This is a genomic window from Haemophilus haemolyticus (assembly GCF_003351405.1).
GTDB lineage: Bacteria > Pseudomonadota > Gammaproteobacteria > Enterobacterales > Pasteurellaceae > Haemophilus > Haemophilus haemolyticus_N.
Genome location: NZ_CP031240.1, coordinates 465,495 through 482,746 on the forward strand (window position 1 = coordinate 465,495; position 17,252 = coordinate 482,746).

Below are 17,252 nucleotides of genomic sequence, written 5' to 3' on the forward strand. Positions count from 1 at the left end.
ATTAAGCCTCCATCACATCAAGCCACTGTTTCAAAAGTGCGGTAGAGTGTTTCTGTGTTTTTTCTTTTGCCGCGCCCATCGAACGTTTAGCAATTTCTACGCTACTTTCAGGATAGGCGGGAATGCTTGTTACTGTAACTTCAAAGAGTTCGGCTTTTTGCACAGTTCGTTGGCAAGGCTCTACATCAAAATCCCATTCTTCTTGACTGGCTCTAAATCCAAAGGACATGCCTGTAATATCACCACGCGAAACGCTAACTAATAAATCTTTCCCAATAGTTGTATTAGGCGGGGTTAATTCAAAGCGTAAGCCGATTGAATCTTCTTCTAGTTTTAATGTTCCCGCACTGGTGCGACCGAGTAACTTGGTGTAGTCGTGTTCAAAGAGTGCACGAACATCTTCGCCACTGGCTAAACTTTCACTGAATGCTTTAGGCGCAAAGGATTCTACAAAATCACAGTAAAGCACTTGTGAAGGGCTATTCCATTTGACCGCATAACCAACGAGCTTTTGATTCTCTTCATCGGTCGCAATGGTTGCAGAGCGGATTTCAAATTCTTTCTTCATTTTTCACCTATTAAGCAAAAAAGGGGCTTTCGCCCCTCTATGATTTACGCTGTTGTCTCAATCACTTTAATTGCGTTGGAATCTACCACGCCACCACCCAAATATTTATCGGTGTGGACTTTATAAAATCCTGGCTCGGTTAAGTTGTCTGGTCGAGTTCGCACGCCTGTTTCATGATCGACAATGAAGTAACCACGTTTGAAATCACCAAAAGCAATAACGGCTTGATTTGCACCACCTGTCGGCATTGTCTCTAAGAAGTAAACTGGACGGCCTAATAATGTAGCGGGCGCATCGGTTGTTAAACCATCGCGCCAGATATAATCACCATTTTTGTTTTTGAGTTTTTGTAATGCTGCTGCAATGGTTGATGACATCACCCATACGGCATTTTTGCGGTATTTACTGTGAAGGGTATAGAACGCATCGATTAAAGTGTCTGCCTCAATTTTTGCCGCACCCGCCACTTCAATTTTTTGAAGTTTGCCGAATGGGCGCACTTTATCGTTTTCAGTTGTGCGTTCGTAGGTCAATAAACCTTTTGATTTTTTGTTACCATCACCAGAGGTTAAATCCACTTCTTCTGTTTCAGTGAAGGTCTCAGTGATTTCATCAGTAAGCCAACCTAAAACATCAATGCTTGAGAAGTCCAAAATCTCTTGAGTAGTTTTTGGATAAGCATAGATTGAATTTAAAGCAATGGTTACTTCATGCAGTTTTGGCGTTGCTGTACCATTGCGTGCTGTGCCTTCTGTGCCATGTTCAACGGTTGCACCGCCAGCAGATACTAATTTTTTGTATTCTTTTGCACCGATAGGCAAGCGAACGACATTACAAAGCTGGCGCATGACGCTATCATCTGTTAAGCGTTTCATGACCTCTTTGTCTAATTGCGGGATAACAGAATAGCCGCCATCTTCACCATTAGCCGTAGTTAAATTACGGAGTTCACCGGTTTTAATGTAATGGCGCAATTCATCATTTGAAAATTGTTTCGTGCTGCGGGTTTCTAATGGGTTAGATTGCGCACCAAGATTACGTTCTTCATCTGCTACGGTTTCGTATTTACTGATTTCATCACTCAATTGTTTCACTAAATCTTTCAATTTATCAAAATCTACTGATTCAGCTTCATCCAATGGACGATTTTCTTTTTCTGCTTTATCAAGCATTGCACGCATTTCTGCGACTTTTTCTGCCTTTTGTTGGCGTAACTCGATTAATTTTTTCAACATAAGTTTTCCTTGTGTTATTTGATTGGGGCTCGACCATATTCAATTAAGTAAGAAAGCGTACCATTCATCCAAGAAGCATTATCCTCATCATAGCCATAACGGTATTGAATCCCTCTGACAAATTGAATATGGCGATAACCTGTAAATGTAATAAGGCTATTAACCTTCTCTGCAATCCGATCAATGTTGGGTTCTCCCTCGCTATATGGAAGGAAGATTGAGATATTGAGTTCGGCTTGCCATTCGGATTCTCCCATTACCTTAAAATCACATTCTGCATCATCTAAGAATACTGAAATTGCAGGTAGCTGCTGTTTTAAGCTCGTGAAGAATGCTCTACCGTTATAAACATTTCCAATCTCTGGAATGTTATTCTTGATTAGCGTAACGATTTCGTTTCTAACTTCGTTGTGAATAAGCATTTTTTACCCTTATTTGTTCTTAATTAAGAGGGCTTATAAAAAGCCCATAGAACAATATATATACAAAAAATATAAAGTAAACACCTTAAATTTCAATAGTTTAGATACGGTTAGATGCGTTGAGTAAAATATTTTCATTGCTTATTTTTTAAGCAAAAACATTATTTTAGGCATAAAAAAAACGGCTAGTTTAAAACTAACCGTTTATATTCTTTATTAATCACGCTATGCAGCTTTTCTATTTTCCTTTTTAAGGCCATGCATTTCATCACCTTTAAAAAGATAACGTTCATCAGATAGCATTTTTGGCGCAGCTTTGAGGAGTAACTCCATAACTTCGCCACTACGCTTGTACACCTCTTGAGTAGGATAATATTTTTTCTCTTTCATTTCACTTACTCCTTTCCTCTTAGATGATCTTCTAAAGCATCTAACGGAATTATCAAATCTTGGCTACCATCTTCAGTAAACCCAAATTGACGATAGTAATCACGCAAAGCACTGTTACCTTTTTCAACATCTACTAACTTTATATACTTACCGTCTAATTTTTTCATAAAAATAAGGCAAGCAAACAGCGAATATAAGAACATCTTACCTTTCAGAACATCGCTACTAAAATTTTCTATCCCATATATTTCTAAAGTTTCTTTTTCCAGTATGAACGATGAGATAAAAGCACCTTCTAAAACACTAGAACGACAATCAATATGTTTTAGTTTAAAACAAAAGTCAAAACTCTCATCAGGATTATACTTACTAATAACATAATCCCAATCTATCCTGCCGTACCCTCTAGAAAGAAGTATAAAATCTGGCTCTGTTATAGGACCAACTGCTAGTGAAGACGAAAGACTATCCATTAGCATTTGAAAATCACTAATTGAAGAGTTTACTATTTGTTCAAAATTCATATAAAAGCATAAATTAAGGTATGGACGGTATCATACAACTAGGGTTTTAAATTATCAATAAACTTAACGCAACTATTCGTAATTAATCGCAACTAATATACTTTTTTTTATAGGTGAAGACTTGGTGAAGACTTGGTGAAGACTTGAATGAGTAGTCTTCACCCTTATAAATATATAATAAATAAGGATTTTTTCTTGTTTTTTTAGCAAAAGTGAAGAGGTGAAGACTATAATAGAAAAAAAGTTTTTTGATATACTGTGATTTATCAGATTTTGCCTTAGTAACCAAAATAGTAACCAAAAATAAATGAACTAAAATAAACTTATTTTAAATCAATATCTTATATAACTAATTCACTTCTCGCCCAGGCACCATTTGACTAAACAAAGCCCCGCGAAACCAATCGCGGGGTTTTGTTTTATCTACGATTATTGGATTTATCTTATTTCCCCCTCTCATATTCCATCACAATATGATCTCTAGAATTCAATATCAAAAACAGCAAACTATAGAAGATAATACCTGATTATTAGATATAGCAAAGAGTTTTCCTTGAATACCCTATAAAGGCTTTATTTCATTATTATAAGCTGTAAGAAACCACTCCTTTTATAATCTTTATAAATATACACAAGGTTCATATGAACGCTTTTCTTTACTGATTCAAAGCATTAATGAAAATACAAAAGAAAGAAGATAAGGAAAAAAGATGGGAAGAAACAGAATTAATTCTGATGCTTAATAACTTCCGTTTTAAACGGAGAAATGATTTATGTTCTCTGGAACAAGATATAGCAAAAAGCCGCTAAATTTCTTTAGCGGCTTTTCTGAATTTGGCTCCTCCTGCGGGACTCGAACCTGCGACATATGGATTAACAGTCCACCGTTCTACCGACTGAACTAAGGAGGAAATGGTGCCTCGAGGCGGAATCGAACCACCGACACGGGGATTTTCAATCCCCTGCTCTACCGACTGAGCTATCGAGGCGTTATCGTTATTGGCTACTGCCTGACAACGGAGCGTATTAAACTATTTTTTCGGGATTCGGTCAACACTTAAATTTAAAAAAATACAAAAAAACGTTGCGTTTGAATAGTTAATCATCAATATGTTTATTAAAACAACGAAATAATAAAATTATTGTAAAATAAACCGCACTTATTATAAAAAATGCTCGATGGCATTTCCCAACGAGCATTTTTAATTATCTGAAAAAATCCAACTATCGTCTTACACGGAATTTTTTCTGTGCTTTATCTACTTTCAACAAATAATTGCGAGCCTGTGATGATGGGTGAGCTGTCGTTAGAATGCGATAAACTTGCTCTGGATACATTTGGTTAATCTTGTAAATCGCCATATCCTTATCATTATCAAAAACACGCAATACAGCACCAGCCCCACTATTATAAGCAGAAATCATTGCAAAACGTTTTGAGGTTGGATTCGTAATTCCATCTAAATATTGATTTTGTAAAATCCACAAATAAGATACGCCAGCATCAATATTATTCGCAGGATCATATAAATAACGAGTTGATGGTTGACCGCCCTTTCCTTTCATTGCAAACACATCTCGGCCTGCTGTATGAGGCACGACTTGCATTAATCCAATTGCATTTGCATAGCTAATCGCATATGGGTTAAAACTAGATTCCGTTTGCATGATACCTAAGATCAAACTTTCATCAATGCCATAACGTTCAGCCGCTTTACGAACCAATGGTAGATATTTCTGCGCACGCACTTCTACGTGATTTGCAATCATTGGAATTGCAACAAATTGCACAGTATGCCCGTTTTGTAATCGACGAGTTTGTAATTTATTTTGAATCAAGTAAGTGGCGAAATTACTTGCGATAACTTGATTAGCAATTTGTTGCCCTTGATGATCCACAACCTGTCCTAAAAGGAATGGACGAGAGCTAATCGGCACATCTCCAGATGCAAATAAATCAATACCTTTTGCATCAGCCCCCATTAACAAGGTATGGACAATAGCATTATGTAAACGATTTAGATCTTGCTGGGTTTCAATAACGATATTACCTTCATCAAAACTCACGTGGCTACGCGTATAAAAAGAATCTGTATATTTCACGTAATCTTTTCGACTAGCCACTAACAATTCATTGACGCCCCAAATGCGGTCAATATTATGCGAGAATTGTCCTGTGAGAATATCTAACCCTTGCGTGTCTTTTGCAAAGGACTCATCATAATTGATGCCCCCACGATTCAACGAATCGCTACAAGCATACAAAAGCGGTAATAATGCTAATACTAAACACTTTTTCATTGTATAACAGCCAATTAATTTGATGGAGGAACGTAACCTTCAATATGGACATCTTTACCTTCAAACAAAAAATTTACCATTTCTTGCTCTAACAATTTACGGTGTTCCGCATTCATCATATTGAGTTTTTTCTCATTCACTAACATCGTCTGTTTCTTAATCCATTCGCCCCAAGCTTTCTTACTCACCGAATCAAAAATTCGTTTACCTAGTTCTCCAGGATAAAGTTGGAAATCTAAACCTTCCGCTTCTTGTTTGAGATACTCACAAAAGACCATTCTTGCCATAATAATTCCTTGCAAATTGTATTAAAAGATTCTTCACAGGCTGAGCCAGCCCGATCTGTTCAGGATTTTGCGGATCATACCAATATTTGAGCGCACTTGATAGATTTGATTGATATTCTTTTGGACTTTCCACAACTTTGCGCCAATCTAAATTAGCTTGCTCAATATTAATTCCACCGTCCATTTCTGCATAAATAGGATGGATGTCTAAATGGAAATGGCTAAAGGTATGACGAAAAGCCGGCCATTCTTGATAATAGCTGACTTTTTCTTGCGCTAAAAAATGAAGCAACGAAGCTTTATCTTCAAATTGTGGAAAACAAAACAATCCTCCCCATAACCCCGAGTTTTCTCGCTGCTCCAAGCACACTTTGCCATTTTTAGATAAAATCAAAAAATAAGTGTCTTTTTCAGGCATATCTTTTTTAGGCTTTTTGGCAGGAAACTTTTCCCAACTATGATTTTGATAAGCTAAGCACTCCAAATTTAATGGGCAAAGCTCACATTTTGGTTTGGTTCGCGTACATACCATCGCGCCAATATCCATCATAGCTTGATTAAAATCCGCCACACGATCTATGGGTGTAACCTGTTCAGTCAACGTCCACAAATAATTTTCTACTTTTTTCTCGCCAGGCCACCCCTCAACAGTAAAATAGCGAGCTAACACTCGTTTTACATTACCGTCTAAAATCGGATAAGGCTGATTTAATACGGAAGATAAAATAGCCCCAGCTGTCGAGCGCCCTACACCTGGTAACGCCCAAACATGCATAAAATCTGTCGGAAAATTTCCATTAAATTCACCCCGCACTTTTTGAGCCGCTTTATGTAAATTACGCGCCCGAGCGTAATAGCCTAAACCAGACCATAAATGCAAAACTTCGTCTTGCGAAGCATTGGCAAGTGCGGTGATATTTGGAAATGTTTTAATAAATCGCTCAAAATAAGGAATCACTGTCGCAACTTGTGTTTGTTGTAACATCACCTCAGAAAGCCATACACCATAAAGCGTTTTATTTTGTTGCCACGGCAAATGTTTGCGGCCAAATTTGTCATACCATTTCAGCACTGATTGTGCAAAAGGTGCGTTACTTGAAGATTTTGCTAACATAAAAGAAAGGTGCGGTTAAAAATCCGAATGATTTTACACGAAAATAAGGCTTGTTTATCTGTATTTTTTCAGTATAATCCGCAATCTATTTGGTGCCAATTATGGCGTATTATTAACTCACGCGGTGTGGGGAGAAAGTTCTTATAGCGGCGTGGCTTCATTTTGAGGTTTTCTATGAAACAAGGTATTCATCCTGAATATAAAGAAATCACAGCAACCTGTTCTTGTGGTAATGTGATCAAGACTCGTTCAACTTTAGGTAAAGACATCAATCTTGATGTGTGTGGTAACTGCCACCCATTCTATACTGGTAAACAACGTGTTGTTGATACTGGTGGTCGTGTTGAGCGTTTCAACAGCCGTTTCAAAATTCCAAGCACAAAATAATTTGGACTTGTTTAAAAAAACCCCGCCAATTTGCGGGGTTTTGTTTTATCAAGAAGATAAAATGTTGCTCATTTCAACAAACTAGTTTACAAACCCATCGCATTCTCAACCTGAACGAAAAATCCTTTATCATTCAAAATAACGCTGTAATCTGTTTGATAACTTTTTCCATCCGTCACTACTAAAGCATGGCAGCTTCGAATGCCTTTTTGTGGATAAAATTGCGTTTCTCTTGCTTGAAGAATTTGTTTCACCATCATACTGGTTTTAGTTGAATCGCCTTGCTGCTTAAATGCATCAGATAACACTTTTGACACAGAAAAATCATTACATTGTGGCACAATCACTGGCTTATAAACTGGTTTCTCCTTTGCTGCTTTTTCATGTTTTGCTGAAACAACTGTTGTCGGTTTTTTCTCGATAGATGTCTTAGGTTTCGAGCTAATTTCCTTTACCAAAGCTTTAGGCTTTTTGTCTGTCAATTTCACAGTTTGTTTTTTATTTTTAGTACTAATTTTCTTGGTTAGAACTAATTTAGTTTCTTTCATTTTTTTAGTTTGTTGTTTTTTATCTAAAGATTTGGTTACTACAATTTTTTTATTTATTTGATTTTTATGTACTGGTGCTGCAGTAACTGATGTCGTAAAAAATGGCAACAACACCAAAATGAACGTTATCAATTTTCTCATTCATGTCTCCTTAAACATAAAGTGCGGTTAAAATTAACCGCACTTTGAATGTTAAATAAAAAAAAGTAAAGCGATAAATTAAAGGTAGTAGTGTTCTACGTAATTTAATTTATCATCAAGTTTTAATACTAAAGGTTGGCCAGTTGGAATTTCAAAATCCATAATTTCAGCATCAGAAATACCGATAATATGTTTTGCTAATGCACGGAGTGAGTTACCGTGAGCAACAACTAAAACACGTTTACCAGAAAGCATTGCTGGTGCAATTTGGTCTTCCCAGAATGGAAGTGCACGCTCTAAAGTAATTTTTAAGTTTTCTGCATTCGGCACTACGTCAGATGGAATATTTGCGTAACGACGGTCATTGTGTGCAGAATTTGGATCTTGTGGATCTAGATCTGGTGGAGAAATGTCATAAGAACGACGCCAAATATGAACTTGTTCGTCACCATATTGTTCCGCAGTCGCTTTTTTATCTAAACCTTGTAAAGCACCATAATGACGTTCATTTAAACGCCAGTTTTTCACTTGAGGAATCCATAATTGATGGGATTCTTCTAACACGATATTACAAGTTTTAATTGCACGAGTTAGCACAGATGTAAATGCGATATCAAACTCATAGCCAGCATCTAATAATTTTTTGCCCGCTGCTTTTGCTTCTTCTACGCCGCGTTCTGTTAAATTTACATCACGCCAGCCAGTGAACAAGTTTTTCGCATTCCATTCACTAAAACCGTGACGGATAAATACTAATTCCATAAGAATCTCCTAAAATTTAAGTAAAAGATAACTCACACTTTATAGCAAAAATTGAGTATGTTTAAAAGCAAAAAGGCGAGATTTCCTGATCTTTAGCAAAAAATAGGAGCTAAACTTTTTCGCCTTTTAACAAATATGATAAGATTTGTACGATTTTAAGAATTTAGGAAAAATTATGCTGTATTCGGGATTAAACAAAAAAATATCGCCATTTTTCACCGCACTTTTTAGCTGCGGTTTGTTGATTTTTTCCCCAATAAGCCATGCTTCCGATCTTAACCAGATTCAAAAGCAAATTAAGCAACAAGAATCTAAAATTGCTGAACAAAAACGCGTGCAAGCTAAGCTACAAGCTAATTTGAAAAACCATGAAAGTAAAATTAATGCTGTCGTGGGTGAGTTACATGAAACAGAAATGAGCTTGAAAGAAATTCGTAAGCAAATTTCTGACTCAGATAAACAACTCAAACAATTGGAAAAACAAGAATCTGAACAAAAATCACGATTAGCGAAACAAATGGATATGATTTATCGCTCAGGTTTAAATCCTTCCGTCATTGAAAGAATGTTTTCTAAAAATGCGGAAAAAGCAGAACGCATGAAAGTGTACTATCAACATTTAAACCAAGTTCGAATCGAAATAATTGATAGTTTAAAAGCAACACAAGCTCAAATTGTATCTCAAAAAGAATCCATTTTAGGTCAGCAAAAAAATCATCGAGATCAACTTTTAACGCAAAAAAAACAGCAACAAGAATTACAAAAATCACAACAAGAACGCCAATCTACGCTAAATGAACTTAATAAAAATTTGGCGAGAGATCAAAATAAATTGGATAGCCTAAAGGCTAATGAACAAGCGCTCCGTCAAGAAATTCAACGAGCAGAAAAAGCGGCTTTAGAACAAGAAAAAAGAGAGCGAGAAGCGCTTTCACAACGACAAAAAGCTGAAGAAAAACGGACTTCAAAACCTTATCAACCGACAGCACAAGAACGTCAATTACTTAACAGCACAAGTGGTTTAGGGATTGCAAAAAAACAATATTCAGCTCCAGTTTCAGGACCGACTTTACATAATTTTGGAACGATTCAGGCAGGTGAAGTTCGTTGGAAAGGTATGGTTATTGGTGCCTCAGCTGGAACTGCAGTCAAAGCGATTGCGGCTGGACGTGTAATTTTAGCTGGGTATTTGAATGGCTACGGTTATATGGTCATCGTCAAACATGGAGAAACAGACTTAAGTTTATATGGTTTCAATCAAGCCGTATTGGTAAAAGTTGGTCAACTTGTTTCTGCTGGACAAACTATTGCTCAAGTCGGTAATACTGGTGAAATTTCGCGTTCTGCACTCTATTTTGGAATTAGCCGAAAAGGCACACCAGTGAATCCAGCTGGATGGATCCGTTAATGAAACTTCTCATAAAAAGTGCGATGAAAAATTTCATCATTTTTTCTACCGCACTTTATACTTCTATCTCCCTTGCGCAAAATAAACTTGCTATTGTTATTGATGATGTAGGCTATCATCTCAAAGAAGATGCGGCTATTTTTGCAATGCCACGAGAAATTTCTGTAGCAATTATTCCTGCTGCGCCTCATGCTCGAGCTCGAAATCAAGAAGCAAAATCTCAAGGTCGAGACATTTTAATTCATATGCCGATGCAACCGGTGAGTGCGGTGAAAATAGAGGATGGAGGACTACATTTAGGAATGTCTTCAGCACAGGTCAATGATCGAGTAAATACAGCCAAAAATATCGTGAATTATGCCATTGGCATGAATAATCACATGGGCAGTGCGGCTACTGCGGATCCCCAATTAATGACTTATTTAATGACTGCACTTCAAGAAAAACATTTATTCTTTTTAGATAGCCGAACAATAGGAAAATCTGTAGCAGGAAAAATAGCAAAAGAACAAGGGGTTCGTTCATTAGATCGTCATATATTTTTAGATGACAGTAACGAACTAGCTGCGGTTCAACATCAATTTCAAGCAGCAATTCAATATGCAAGGAAACATGGTACAGCGATTGCGATAGGACATCCTCGTCCAAATACCATTGCGGTGTTACAAGCAGGAATTAACAATTTACCTGAAGATATCCAACTTGTAGGAATAGGCAATTTATGGCGTAATGAAAAAGTAATCCCACCTAAGCCATTTATTTTATTATTTACAGAAATGCCTGCGCCAACCTCAATGGAACCTTTTAAACCCGTTGGATTACTACGTGGAATTCCAAAATAAAAACCTGATTTTACAATCAGTTTTTTGTCTTATTTAGAAAGTGCATTTCTTAATTTACCTTGATGTCTTTCTAATAATGCCTTCGCCTCTAATTTTGATAAATTACTCAAAATCATCATAATTGCAAGCTTGGCATTTTGATCTGCTTCAATTAATGTCTGCTCAGCAAGCACTTTATCACAATCCGTTGCCTGCATTACGATACGCACTGCGCGTGCTTTAAGCTTTTCATTACTGGCTTGTACATCGACCATCAAATTTTCGTAACATTTACCCAATAAGATCATACTTGCCGTAGTCAGCATATTCAGTACCATTTTTTGTGCGGTACCAGATTTTAAGCGACTAGATCCCGTCAATATTTCAGGACCAACAATAGTCTCTATCGCAATATCGGCTATCTCAGCCATCGCAGATTTTGGATTACTTACAATAGAAATTGTCAAAGCACCAAGAGATTTAGCGTACTGAAGACCTGTAATAACATAAGGTGTGCGACCACTTGCAGCGATACCAACTAATACATCATTTTTTGAAAAATTTATACTTTGTAGATCCTCAAGTACAGCTTTCGTATTATCTTCAGCGCCTTCTACTGGATGACGAATAGCATGTTCTCCGCCTGCAATAATACCTTTGACCATTTCCGAAGATACACCAAATGTAGGGGGACATTCTGATGCATCCAATACGCCGAGACGACCGCTCGTCCCTGCCCCAATATATACTAGACGACCGCCCTGTTGAAAAGCATAAACGATTTTATCTACTGCTAACGAAATCTCTGGCAAACATGCTTCAATAGCTAAAGGAACTTGTTTATCTTCCTTATTCATTAATCGAACAATATCTAAAGCACTTTGACGATCAATATCAACTGAATTCGGATTTCGCTGTTCCGTAATTAACGTGGATAAACTTTTTAATATAATGTCATTCATATTTTAATCTTAGTCTTTAGGAAAAATAGCCCCCAAACTAACCGCACTTTTTGCGCCAGTTACGCTAGGCAGGTTTGCTGGTAAATTGTTCATTCGACAATAAGCTAACCAAGCAAAAGCAGCGGCTTCTACATAATCAATATCAAAACCTTGCTCTGTCGTTGTACCAACCTGCCAATCGAGTAAATTATCATGCAATCTACGCATAATTAAGCTATTCTTTGCACCGCCGCCACATACTAATAAACGTTTTGGTAAATCTGTTTGAAGTTGATTTAGTGCATTGACAATGCTTGTTACCGTTAATTCAACAAGTGTCGCTTGCACATCTTCTGGGGATAATGTGATTTTGGAGGAAAGCGCGGTAAGTTTTTTAGATGCTTTTTCTACTTTGCCAATTAACCACTCAAGATTAAATAACTCTCTCCCTGTACTTTTGGGAGCGGGTAAAGAGAAAAAAGGTTCATTTAATAATTCCTCAAGCAGAACTTGATTCACGTTGCCTTTTGAAGCCCACTCACCATTTTTGTCATAGCGAAGACCTTGGTGTTTTTCTATCCATTGATCTAATAATGTATTACCAGGCCCCGTATCAAAGCCAATTACAGGTTGATTAGGAAACAATATAGAAACATTACTAATCCCACCAATATTTAAAACAACTGTAGAAAAATTAGCATTTGAAAATATAGCTTTATGGAAAGCAGGTACAAGAGGGGCACCTTGTCCGCCTAAAGCCATATCTTTACGACGAAAATCACCAATAACAGATATTCCTGTTTTAGCTGCCAATAAATTCATATCGCCTAGTTGCATCGTGAAAGGAAATTCTGAAGCAGGAGAATGCCATACAGTCTGCCCATGACAACCAATAGCTTCAATTTGGCTTGGAATAAGATTATATTTTTGTAGAAAGGTATGTACACAATCACAATACAGTAAAGCAAGCTCATGATCGAGTTCGCCTAAATTTTGTAGAGTTGTTTCACCTGATTGAATGAGTTTGGTTAATTTCTGACGCAAATTTTCTGGCATAGGAAAAAAATCAGATAAGATAAGTTGAGGGTCTAGAGAAAAATCAACGAGAGCAATATCTACTCCATCTAGACTAGTTCCAGACATCATGCCAAGATAATATTGAGGTTTCATACTAATTATTTTTATATTTTGATCTCAATAATTATATATCTAATTTAAAAAGAAAAATAAAAAGAATTATTAAATAATATGAAAAAGGTATGAGTATAAAGATATTTTATGATTAATTAAAAAGAATATTTTAATGGCAGGGGCGGAGAGGCTCGAACTCCCAACACCCGGTTTTGGAGACCGGTGCTCTACCAATTGAACTACGCCCCTATTGGTATGAATAAATTGGCGGAATGGACGGGACTCGAACCCGCGACCCCCTGCGTGACAGGCAGGTATTCTAACCAGCTGAACTACCACTCCGCTAAATGTGGTAATTGGCAGTGCCTTACTCTCACATGGGGAAACCCCACACTACCATCAGCGTTACAACATTTCACTTCTGAGTTCGGTATGGTATCAGGTGGATCTATTGCACTATCTCTGCCAAAAATTTTTTATTTTTTTAATTTACTCAATGAATAAACTAAAAAAATAAACCTGGCGGTGCCCTACTCTCACATGGGGATGCCCCACACTACCATCGGCATTACAGCGTTTCACTTCTGAGTTCGGTATGGTGCCAGGTGGTTCCACCGCACTATCGCCGCCAGGATAATTCTTTGATAACTTGTATTCTTACTTCTATCTATGTTCTTCATTGGCCACAAGCTGAACGTTTAGTTAATTTCTTTTTCTTTCACTCTGTTTTCCAAAAACACTTGAGCGTTGTATAGTTAAGCCTCTCGGGCAATTAGTACAGGTTAGCTCAATGACTCACATCACTTACACACCCTGCCTATCTACGTCTTAGTCTTAAACAACCCTTACAGGTTTATAACCTGGGAGAACTCATCTCTTGGCAAGTTTCGTGCTTAGATGCTTTCAGCACTTATCTCTTCCGCACTTAGCTACCCGGCAATGCGTCTGGCGACACAACCGGAACACCAGTGGTGCGTCCACTCCGGTCCTCTCGTACTAGGAGCAGCCCCAACCAATTCTCCAACGCCCACGGCAGATAGGGACCGAACTGTCTCACGACGTTCTAAACCCAGCTCGCGTACCACTTTAAATGGCGAACAGCCATACCCTTGGGACCTACTTCAGCCCCAGGATGTGATGAGCCGACATCGAGGTGCCAAACACCGCCGTCGATATGAACTCTTGGGCGGTATCAGCCTGTTATCCCCGGAGTACCTTTTATCCGTTGAGCGATGGCCCTTCCATTCAGAACCACCGGATCACTATGACCTACTTTCGTACCTGCTCGACTTGTCTGTCTCGCAGTTAAGCTTGCTTATACCATTGCACTAACCTCACGATGTCCGACCGTGATTAGCAAACCTTCGTGCTCCTCCGTTACTCTTTGGGAGGAGACCGCCCCAGTCAAACTACCCACCAGACACTGTCCGAGACCGCGTTCCGCAATCTTCGTTAGAACATCAAACGTTAAAGGGTGGTATTTCAAGGACGACTCCATAATCACTGGCGTGACTACTTCTAAGTCTCCCACCTATCCTACACATCAAAATTCAATGTTCAGTGTCAAGCTATAGTAAAGGTTCACGGGGTCTTTCCGTCTAGCCGCGGGTACACCGCATCTTCACGGCGATTTCAATTTCACTGAGTCTCGGGTGGAGACAGCCTGGCCATCATTATGCCATTCGTGCAGGTCGGAACTTACCCGACAAGGAATTTCGCTACCTTAGGACCGTTATAGTTACGGCCGCCGTTTACTGGGGCTTCGATCAGGAGCTTCTCTTTCGATTACACCATCAATTAACCTTCCAGCACCGGGCAGGCATCACACCCTATACGTCCACTTTCGTGTTTGCAGAGTGCTGTGTTTTTAATAAACAGTTGCAGCCAGCTGGTATCTTCGACCGGTTCAACCTTCAGGGGCTAGCCCTTACAATCTACGCCGGCGCACCTTCTCCCGAAGTTACGGTGCTATTTTGCCTAGTTCCTTCACCCGAGTTCTCTCAAGCGCCTGAGTATTCTCTACCTGACCACCTGTGTCGGTTTTCAGTACGGTTTAGTAAAGCCTTTCGCTTAGTGGCTTTTCCTGGAAGTGTGGTATCAGTTACTTCAGCTCCGTAGAGCCTCGTCATCATCTCTCAGTGTTAAGGAAGCCCGGATTTGCCTAAACTTCCCACCTACCAACTTAAACGCACATATCCAACAGTGCGATAACCTAACCTACTCCGTCCCCACATCGCAGCTTTACCAAGTACAGGAATATTAACCTGTTTCCCATCGACTACGCTCTTCAGCCTCGCCTTAGGGGCCGACTCACCCTGCCCCGATTAACGTTGGACAGGAACCCTTGGTCTTCCGGCGAACGGGTTTTTCACCCGTTTTATCGTTACTTATGTCAGCATTCGCACTTGTGATACGTCCAGCATGCTTCTCAACACACCTTCATCCGCTTACACAACGCTCCCCTACCCAACAGACTTATGTCTGATGCCGCAGCTTCGGTGCTATATTTCAGCCCCGTTACATCTTCCGCGCAGGCCGACTCGACTAGTGAGCTATTACGCTTTCTTTAAATGATGGCTGCTTCTAAGCCAACATCCTAGCTGTCTAAGCCTTCCCACTTCGTTTCCCACTTAATATAGACTTTGGGACCTTAGCTGGCGGTCTGGGTTGTTTCCCTCTCCACGACGGACGTTAGCACCCGCCGTGTGTCTCCTGAGTATCACTCTTTGGTATTCGTAGTTTGCATCGGGTTGGTAATCCGGGATGGACCCCTAGCCGAAACAGTGCTCTACCCCCAAAGGTGTCCGCTCAAGGCTCTACCTAAATAGATTTCGGGGAGAACCAGCTATCTCCCGGTTTGATTGGCCTTTCACCCCCAGCCACAAGTCATCCGCTAATTTTTCAACATTAGTCGGTTCGGTCCTCCAGTTAGTGTTACCCAACCTTCAACCTGCCCATGGCTAGATCACCGGGTTTCGGGTCTATACCTTGCAACTAGTCGCCCAGTTAAGACTCGGTTTCCCTTCGGCTCCCCTATTCGGTTAACCTCGCTACAAAATATAAGTCGCTGACCCATTATACAAAAGGTACGCAGTCACCCTTTCAGGCTCCCACTGCTTGTACGTACAAGGTTTCAGGTTCTATTTCACTCCCCTCACCGGGGTTCTTTTCGCCTTTCCTTCACAGTACTGGTTCACTATCGGTCAATCAGGAGTATTTAGCCTTGGAGGATGGTCCCCCCATCTTCAAACAGGATATCACGTGTCCCGCCCTACTTCTCGTTAACTTAGTACCACAGCCTGGATGTCGAGTACGGGGCTATCACCCTGTGTCGCTAAGCTTCCCAGCTTATTCCTCTATCTCTGCTGTTATCATTAACAGGCTCTTTCGCTTTCGCTCGCCGCTACTGACGAAATCTCGGTTGATTTCTTTTCCTCGGGGTACTTAGATGTTTCAGTTCTCCCGGTTTGCCTCACTTACCTATGGATTCAGTAAGTGATAGTAGATTCTTCATCTACTGGGTTTCCCCATTCGGATATCTTGGATTAAACGCCTCTTATCGACTCATCCAAGCTTTTCGCAGATTAGCACGTCCTTCTTCGCCTCTGATTGCCAAGGCATCCACCTTGTACGCTTAGTCACTTAACTATACAACCTCAAATGTTTTCAATCACTTTAAGTTTTCACTTCAAAGTGTGGTCAATTTGATGCGTATTTTCATTCAACTAAACACTTGATTGCTTTTGTTCAATCAAGATTTTATGCAAAACAGGTTTGCTCTCAGAGTTTCCTTCTCAGTTCCCTCTTTTCACTTTCCTATTTTGCCTACTCAGACTTTCTCTCGAAAATCTCTTGTTTTCAGCTTGTTTCCAATTTTTTAAAGAACAGTTGATAAAACTTTTCAGTTATCATCGTTAAATAAACTAAATGAATATAAATAAAATCTTAAACACTATATTCGTTTAGATTAGTGCTTATGACTTTCTTCTCTATTCTCGCTTAATTTACTTAACGATGATAAGTGGTGGAGATAAGCGGGATCGAACCGCTGACCTCCTGCGTGCAAGGCAGGCGCTCTCCCAGCTGAGCTATATCCCCATTTCATCATAAATCATTACTCCTTTACATCACTCACTCTCAGAGTGGTGGGTCTGAGTGGACTTGAACCACCGACCTCACCCTTATCAGGGGTGCGCTCTAACCACCTGAGCTACAGACCCAAGGGTAATGTTTTCTTCTGCTCATTTGTCTACAACTATCAGCCAATCTGTG

15 protein-coding genes, 6 tRNA genes and 3 rRNA genes are annotated in these 17,252 nt (G+C 39.3%); 3 read left to right on the plus strand and 21 right to left on the minus strand.

Annotation, left to right across the window (positions count from 1 at the left end; all coding sequences use genetic code 11):
- Position 1 precedes the first annotated feature (1 nt).
- The 10 genes from DV427_RS02245 to mutY form a co-directional block, all read right to left on the minus strand.
- A complete protein-coding gene (locus tag DV427_RS02245) occupies positions 2 to 568 on the minus strand; it encodes an HK97 family phage prohead protease (protein WP_114891171.1) in 567 nt (188 codons plus the stop codon).
- A gap of 44 nt (positions 569 to 612) precedes the next feature.
- On the minus strand, positions 613 to 1,803 hold the full coding sequence (locus tag DV427_RS02250) for a phage major capsid protein (RefSeq protein ID WP_114891172.1): 1,191 nt from the start codon (positions 1,801 to 1,803) through the stop codon (positions 613 to 615).
- A 14-nt stretch (positions 1,804 to 1,817) separates the two neighbouring features.
- Positions 1,818 to 2,225: a phage tail terminator protein gene (gene gpU, locus DV427_RS02255; protein ID WP_005641212.1), complete on the minus strand. Its 408-nt coding sequence runs from the start codon at positions 2,223 to 2,225 to the stop codon at positions 1,818 to 1,820.
- Positions 2,226 to 2,450: 225 nt separating this feature from the next.
- Entirely contained in the window at positions 2,451 to 2,615 is a 165-nt protein-coding gene (locus DV427_RS09385; RefSeq protein ID WP_162790252.1) for a hypothetical protein, read from the minus strand.
- 5 nt (positions 2,616 to 2,620) lie between these two features.
- Positions 2,621 to 3,139, minus strand: a complete 519-nt coding sequence (locus DV427_RS02260) for a hypothetical protein (protein WP_114891173.1) — start codon at positions 3,137 to 3,139, stop codon at positions 2,621 to 2,623.
- Positions 3,140 to 3,974: 835 nt separating this feature from the next.
- Positions 3,975 to 4,050 (minus strand) — tRNA-Asn (locus tag DV427_RS02265).
- A gap of 2 nt (positions 4,051 to 4,052) precedes the next feature.
- A tRNA-Phe gene (locus DV427_RS02270) sits at positions 4,053 to 4,128 on the minus strand.
- A gap of 235 nt (positions 4,129 to 4,363) precedes the next feature.
- Positions 4,364 to 5,440 carry a membrane-bound lytic murein transglycosylase MltC gene (gene mltC / locus DV427_RS02275; RefSeq protein WP_114891174.1) on the minus strand — a complete coding sequence of 359 codons (1,077 nt, stop codon included), beginning with the start codon at positions 5,438 to 5,440 and terminating at the stop codon, positions 4,364 to 4,366.
- Between the two features lie 14 nt (positions 5,441 to 5,454).
- Positions 5,455 to 5,727 (minus strand): oxidative damage protection protein, encoded by a 273-nt coding sequence (locus DV427_RS02280; protein ID WP_005625838.1) that lies wholly within the window; start codon positions 5,725 to 5,727, stop codon positions 5,455 to 5,457.
- On the minus strand, positions 5,705 to 6,841 hold the full coding sequence (mutY, locus tag DV427_RS02285; RefSeq protein WP_114891175.1) for an A/G-specific adenine glycosylase: 1,137 nt from the start codon (positions 6,839 to 6,841) through the stop codon (positions 5,705 to 5,707). The genes DV427_RS02280 and mutY overlap by 23 nt, the downstream gene beginning before the upstream one ends.
- 174 nt (positions 6,842 to 7,015) lie before the next feature.
- Here mutY and rpmE point away from each other — a divergent pair, with 174 nt between their 5' ends.
- A complete protein-coding gene (rpmE, locus tag DV427_RS02290; RefSeq protein ID WP_005625828.1) occupies positions 7,016 to 7,228 on the plus strand; it encodes a 50S ribosomal protein L31 in 213 nt (70 codons plus the stop codon).
- Positions 7,229 to 7,314: 86 nt separating this feature from the next.
- Here rpmE and DV427_RS02295 read toward each other — a convergent pair whose 3' ends face one another.
- Both DV427_RS02295 and DV427_RS02300 read right to left on the minus strand, forming a co-directional pair.
- The gene (locus DV427_RS02295) at positions 7,315 to 7,917 is read right to left on the minus strand and encodes a hypothetical protein (RefSeq protein ID WP_114891176.1); all 603 of its coding nucleotides are present in this window, start codon (positions 7,915 to 7,917) and stop codon (positions 7,315 to 7,317) included.
- Between the two features lie 78 nt (positions 7,918 to 7,995).
- Positions 7,996 to 8,679, minus strand: a complete 684-nt coding sequence (locus DV427_RS02300; RefSeq protein ID WP_005625827.1) for a 2,3-diphosphoglycerate-dependent phosphoglycerate mutase — start codon at positions 8,677 to 8,679, stop codon at positions 7,996 to 7,998.
- A 175-nt stretch (positions 8,680 to 8,854) separates the two neighbouring features.
- On the opposite strand from DV427_RS02300, the gene envC reads away from it, so the two are divergent.
- Positions 8,855 to 10,087: a murein hydrolase activator EnvC gene (envC, locus tag DV427_RS02305; protein WP_114891177.1), complete on the plus strand. Its 1,233-nt coding sequence runs from the start codon at positions 8,855 to 8,857 to the stop codon at positions 10,085 to 10,087.
- Entirely contained in the window at positions 10,087 to 10,929 is an 843-nt protein-coding gene (locus DV427_RS02310) for a divergent polysaccharide deacetylase family protein (RefSeq protein ID WP_114891178.1), read from the plus strand. Before envC ends, DV427_RS02310 begins: the two co-directional genes overlap by 1 nt.
- Positions 10,930 to 10,958: 29 nt before the next feature.
- Here the strand turns inward: DV427_RS02310 and murQ are convergent, their stop codons facing one another.
- The 9 genes from murQ to DV427_RS02355 all read right to left on the minus strand — a co-directional run bounded on the left by murQ (position 10,959) and on the right by DV427_RS02355 (position 17,200).
- The gene (gene murQ, locus DV427_RS02315) at positions 10,959 to 11,870 is read right to left on the minus strand and encodes an N-acetylmuramic acid 6-phosphate etherase (protein WP_114891179.1); all 912 of its coding nucleotides are present in this window, start codon (positions 11,868 to 11,870) and stop codon (positions 10,959 to 10,961) included.
- A 9-nt stretch (positions 11,871 to 11,879) separates the two neighbouring features.
- Complete coding sequence (locus tag DV427_RS02320; protein WP_162790253.1) at positions 11,880 to 13,019, minus strand: anhydro-N-acetylmuramic acid kinase; 1,140 nt, start codon at positions 13,017 to 13,019, stop codon at positions 11,880 to 11,882.
- 134 nt (positions 13,020 to 13,153) lie between these two features.
- Positions 13,154 to 13,229: transfer RNA gene (locus tag DV427_RS02325), tRNA-Trp, on the minus strand.
- Positions 13,230 to 13,245: 16 nt separating this feature from the next.
- Positions 13,246 to 13,322: transfer RNA gene (locus DV427_RS02330), tRNA-Asp, on the minus strand.
- A gap of 12 nt (positions 13,323 to 13,334) precedes the next feature.
- Positions 13,335 to 13,450 (minus strand): 5S ribosomal RNA (gene rrf, locus DV427_RS02335).
- Between the two features lie 47 nt (positions 13,451 to 13,497).
- Positions 13,498 to 13,613 (minus strand): 5S ribosomal RNA (gene rrf, locus DV427_RS02340).
- 118 nt (positions 13,614 to 13,731) lie between these two features.
- Positions 13,732 to 16,628 (minus strand): 23S ribosomal RNA (locus tag DV427_RS02345).
- Positions 16,629 to 17,002: 374 nt separating this feature from the next.
- A tRNA-Ala gene (locus tag DV427_RS02350) sits at positions 17,003 to 17,078 on the minus strand.
- A gap of 45 nt (positions 17,079 to 17,123) precedes the next feature.
- Positions 17,124 to 17,200, minus strand: a tRNA-Ile gene (locus DV427_RS02355).
- Between the last annotated feature and the right edge of the window lie 52 nt (positions 17,201 to 17,252).

Coding starts and splice junctions, on each gene's coding strand:
- DV427_RS02245 (WP_114891171.1), bottom strand. CDS start 568: ATGAAGAAAGAATTTGAAATCCGCTCTGCAACCATTGCGACCGATGAA.
- DV427_RS02250 (WP_114891172.1), bottom strand. CDS start 1,803: ATGTTGAAAAAATTAATCGAGTTACGCCAACAAAAGGCAGAAAAAGTC.
- gpU (WP_005641212.1), bottom strand. CDS start 2,225: ATGCTTATTCACAACGAAGTTAGAAACGAAATCGTTACGCTAATCAAG.
- DV427_RS09385 (WP_162790252.1), bottom strand. CDS start 2,615: ATGAAAGAGAAAAAATATTATCCTACTCAAGAGGTGTACAAGCGTAGT.
- DV427_RS02260 (WP_114891173.1), bottom strand. CDS start 3,139: ATGAATTTTGAACAAATAGTAAACTCTTCAATTAGTGATTTTCAAATG.
- mltC (WP_114891174.1), bottom strand. CDS start 5,440: ATGAAAAAGTGTTTAGTATTAGCATTATTACCGCTTTTGTATGCTTGT.
- DV427_RS02280 (WP_005625838.1), bottom strand. CDS start 5,727: ATGGCAAGAATGGTCTTTTGTGAGTATCTCAAACAAGAAGCGGAAGGT.
- mutY (WP_114891175.1), bottom strand. CDS start 6,841: ATGTTAGCAAAATCTTCAAGTAACGCACCTTTTGCACAATCAGTGCTG.
- rpmE (WP_005625828.1), top strand. CDS start 7,016: ATGAAACAAGGTATTCATCCTGAATATAAAGAAATCACAGCAACCTGT.
- DV427_RS02295 (WP_114891176.1), bottom strand. CDS start 7,917: ATGAGAAAATTGATAACGTTCATTTTGGTGTTGTTGCCATTTTTTACG.
- DV427_RS02300 (WP_005625827.1), bottom strand. CDS start 8,679: ATGGAATTAGTATTTATCCGTCACGGTTTTAGTGAATGGAATGCGAAA.
- envC (WP_114891177.1), top strand. CDS start 8,855: ATGCTGTATTCGGGATTAAACAAAAAAATATCGCCATTTTTCACCGCA.
- DV427_RS02310 (WP_114891178.1), top strand. CDS start 10,087: ATGAAACTTCTCATAAAAAGTGCGATGAAAAATTTCATCATTTTTTCT.
- murQ (WP_114891179.1), bottom strand. CDS start 11,870: ATGAATGACATTATATTAAAAAGTTTATCCACGTTAATTACGGAACAG.
- DV427_RS02320 (WP_162790253.1), bottom strand. CDS start 13,019: ATGAAACCTCAATATTATCTTGGCATGATGTCTGGAACTAGTCTAGAT.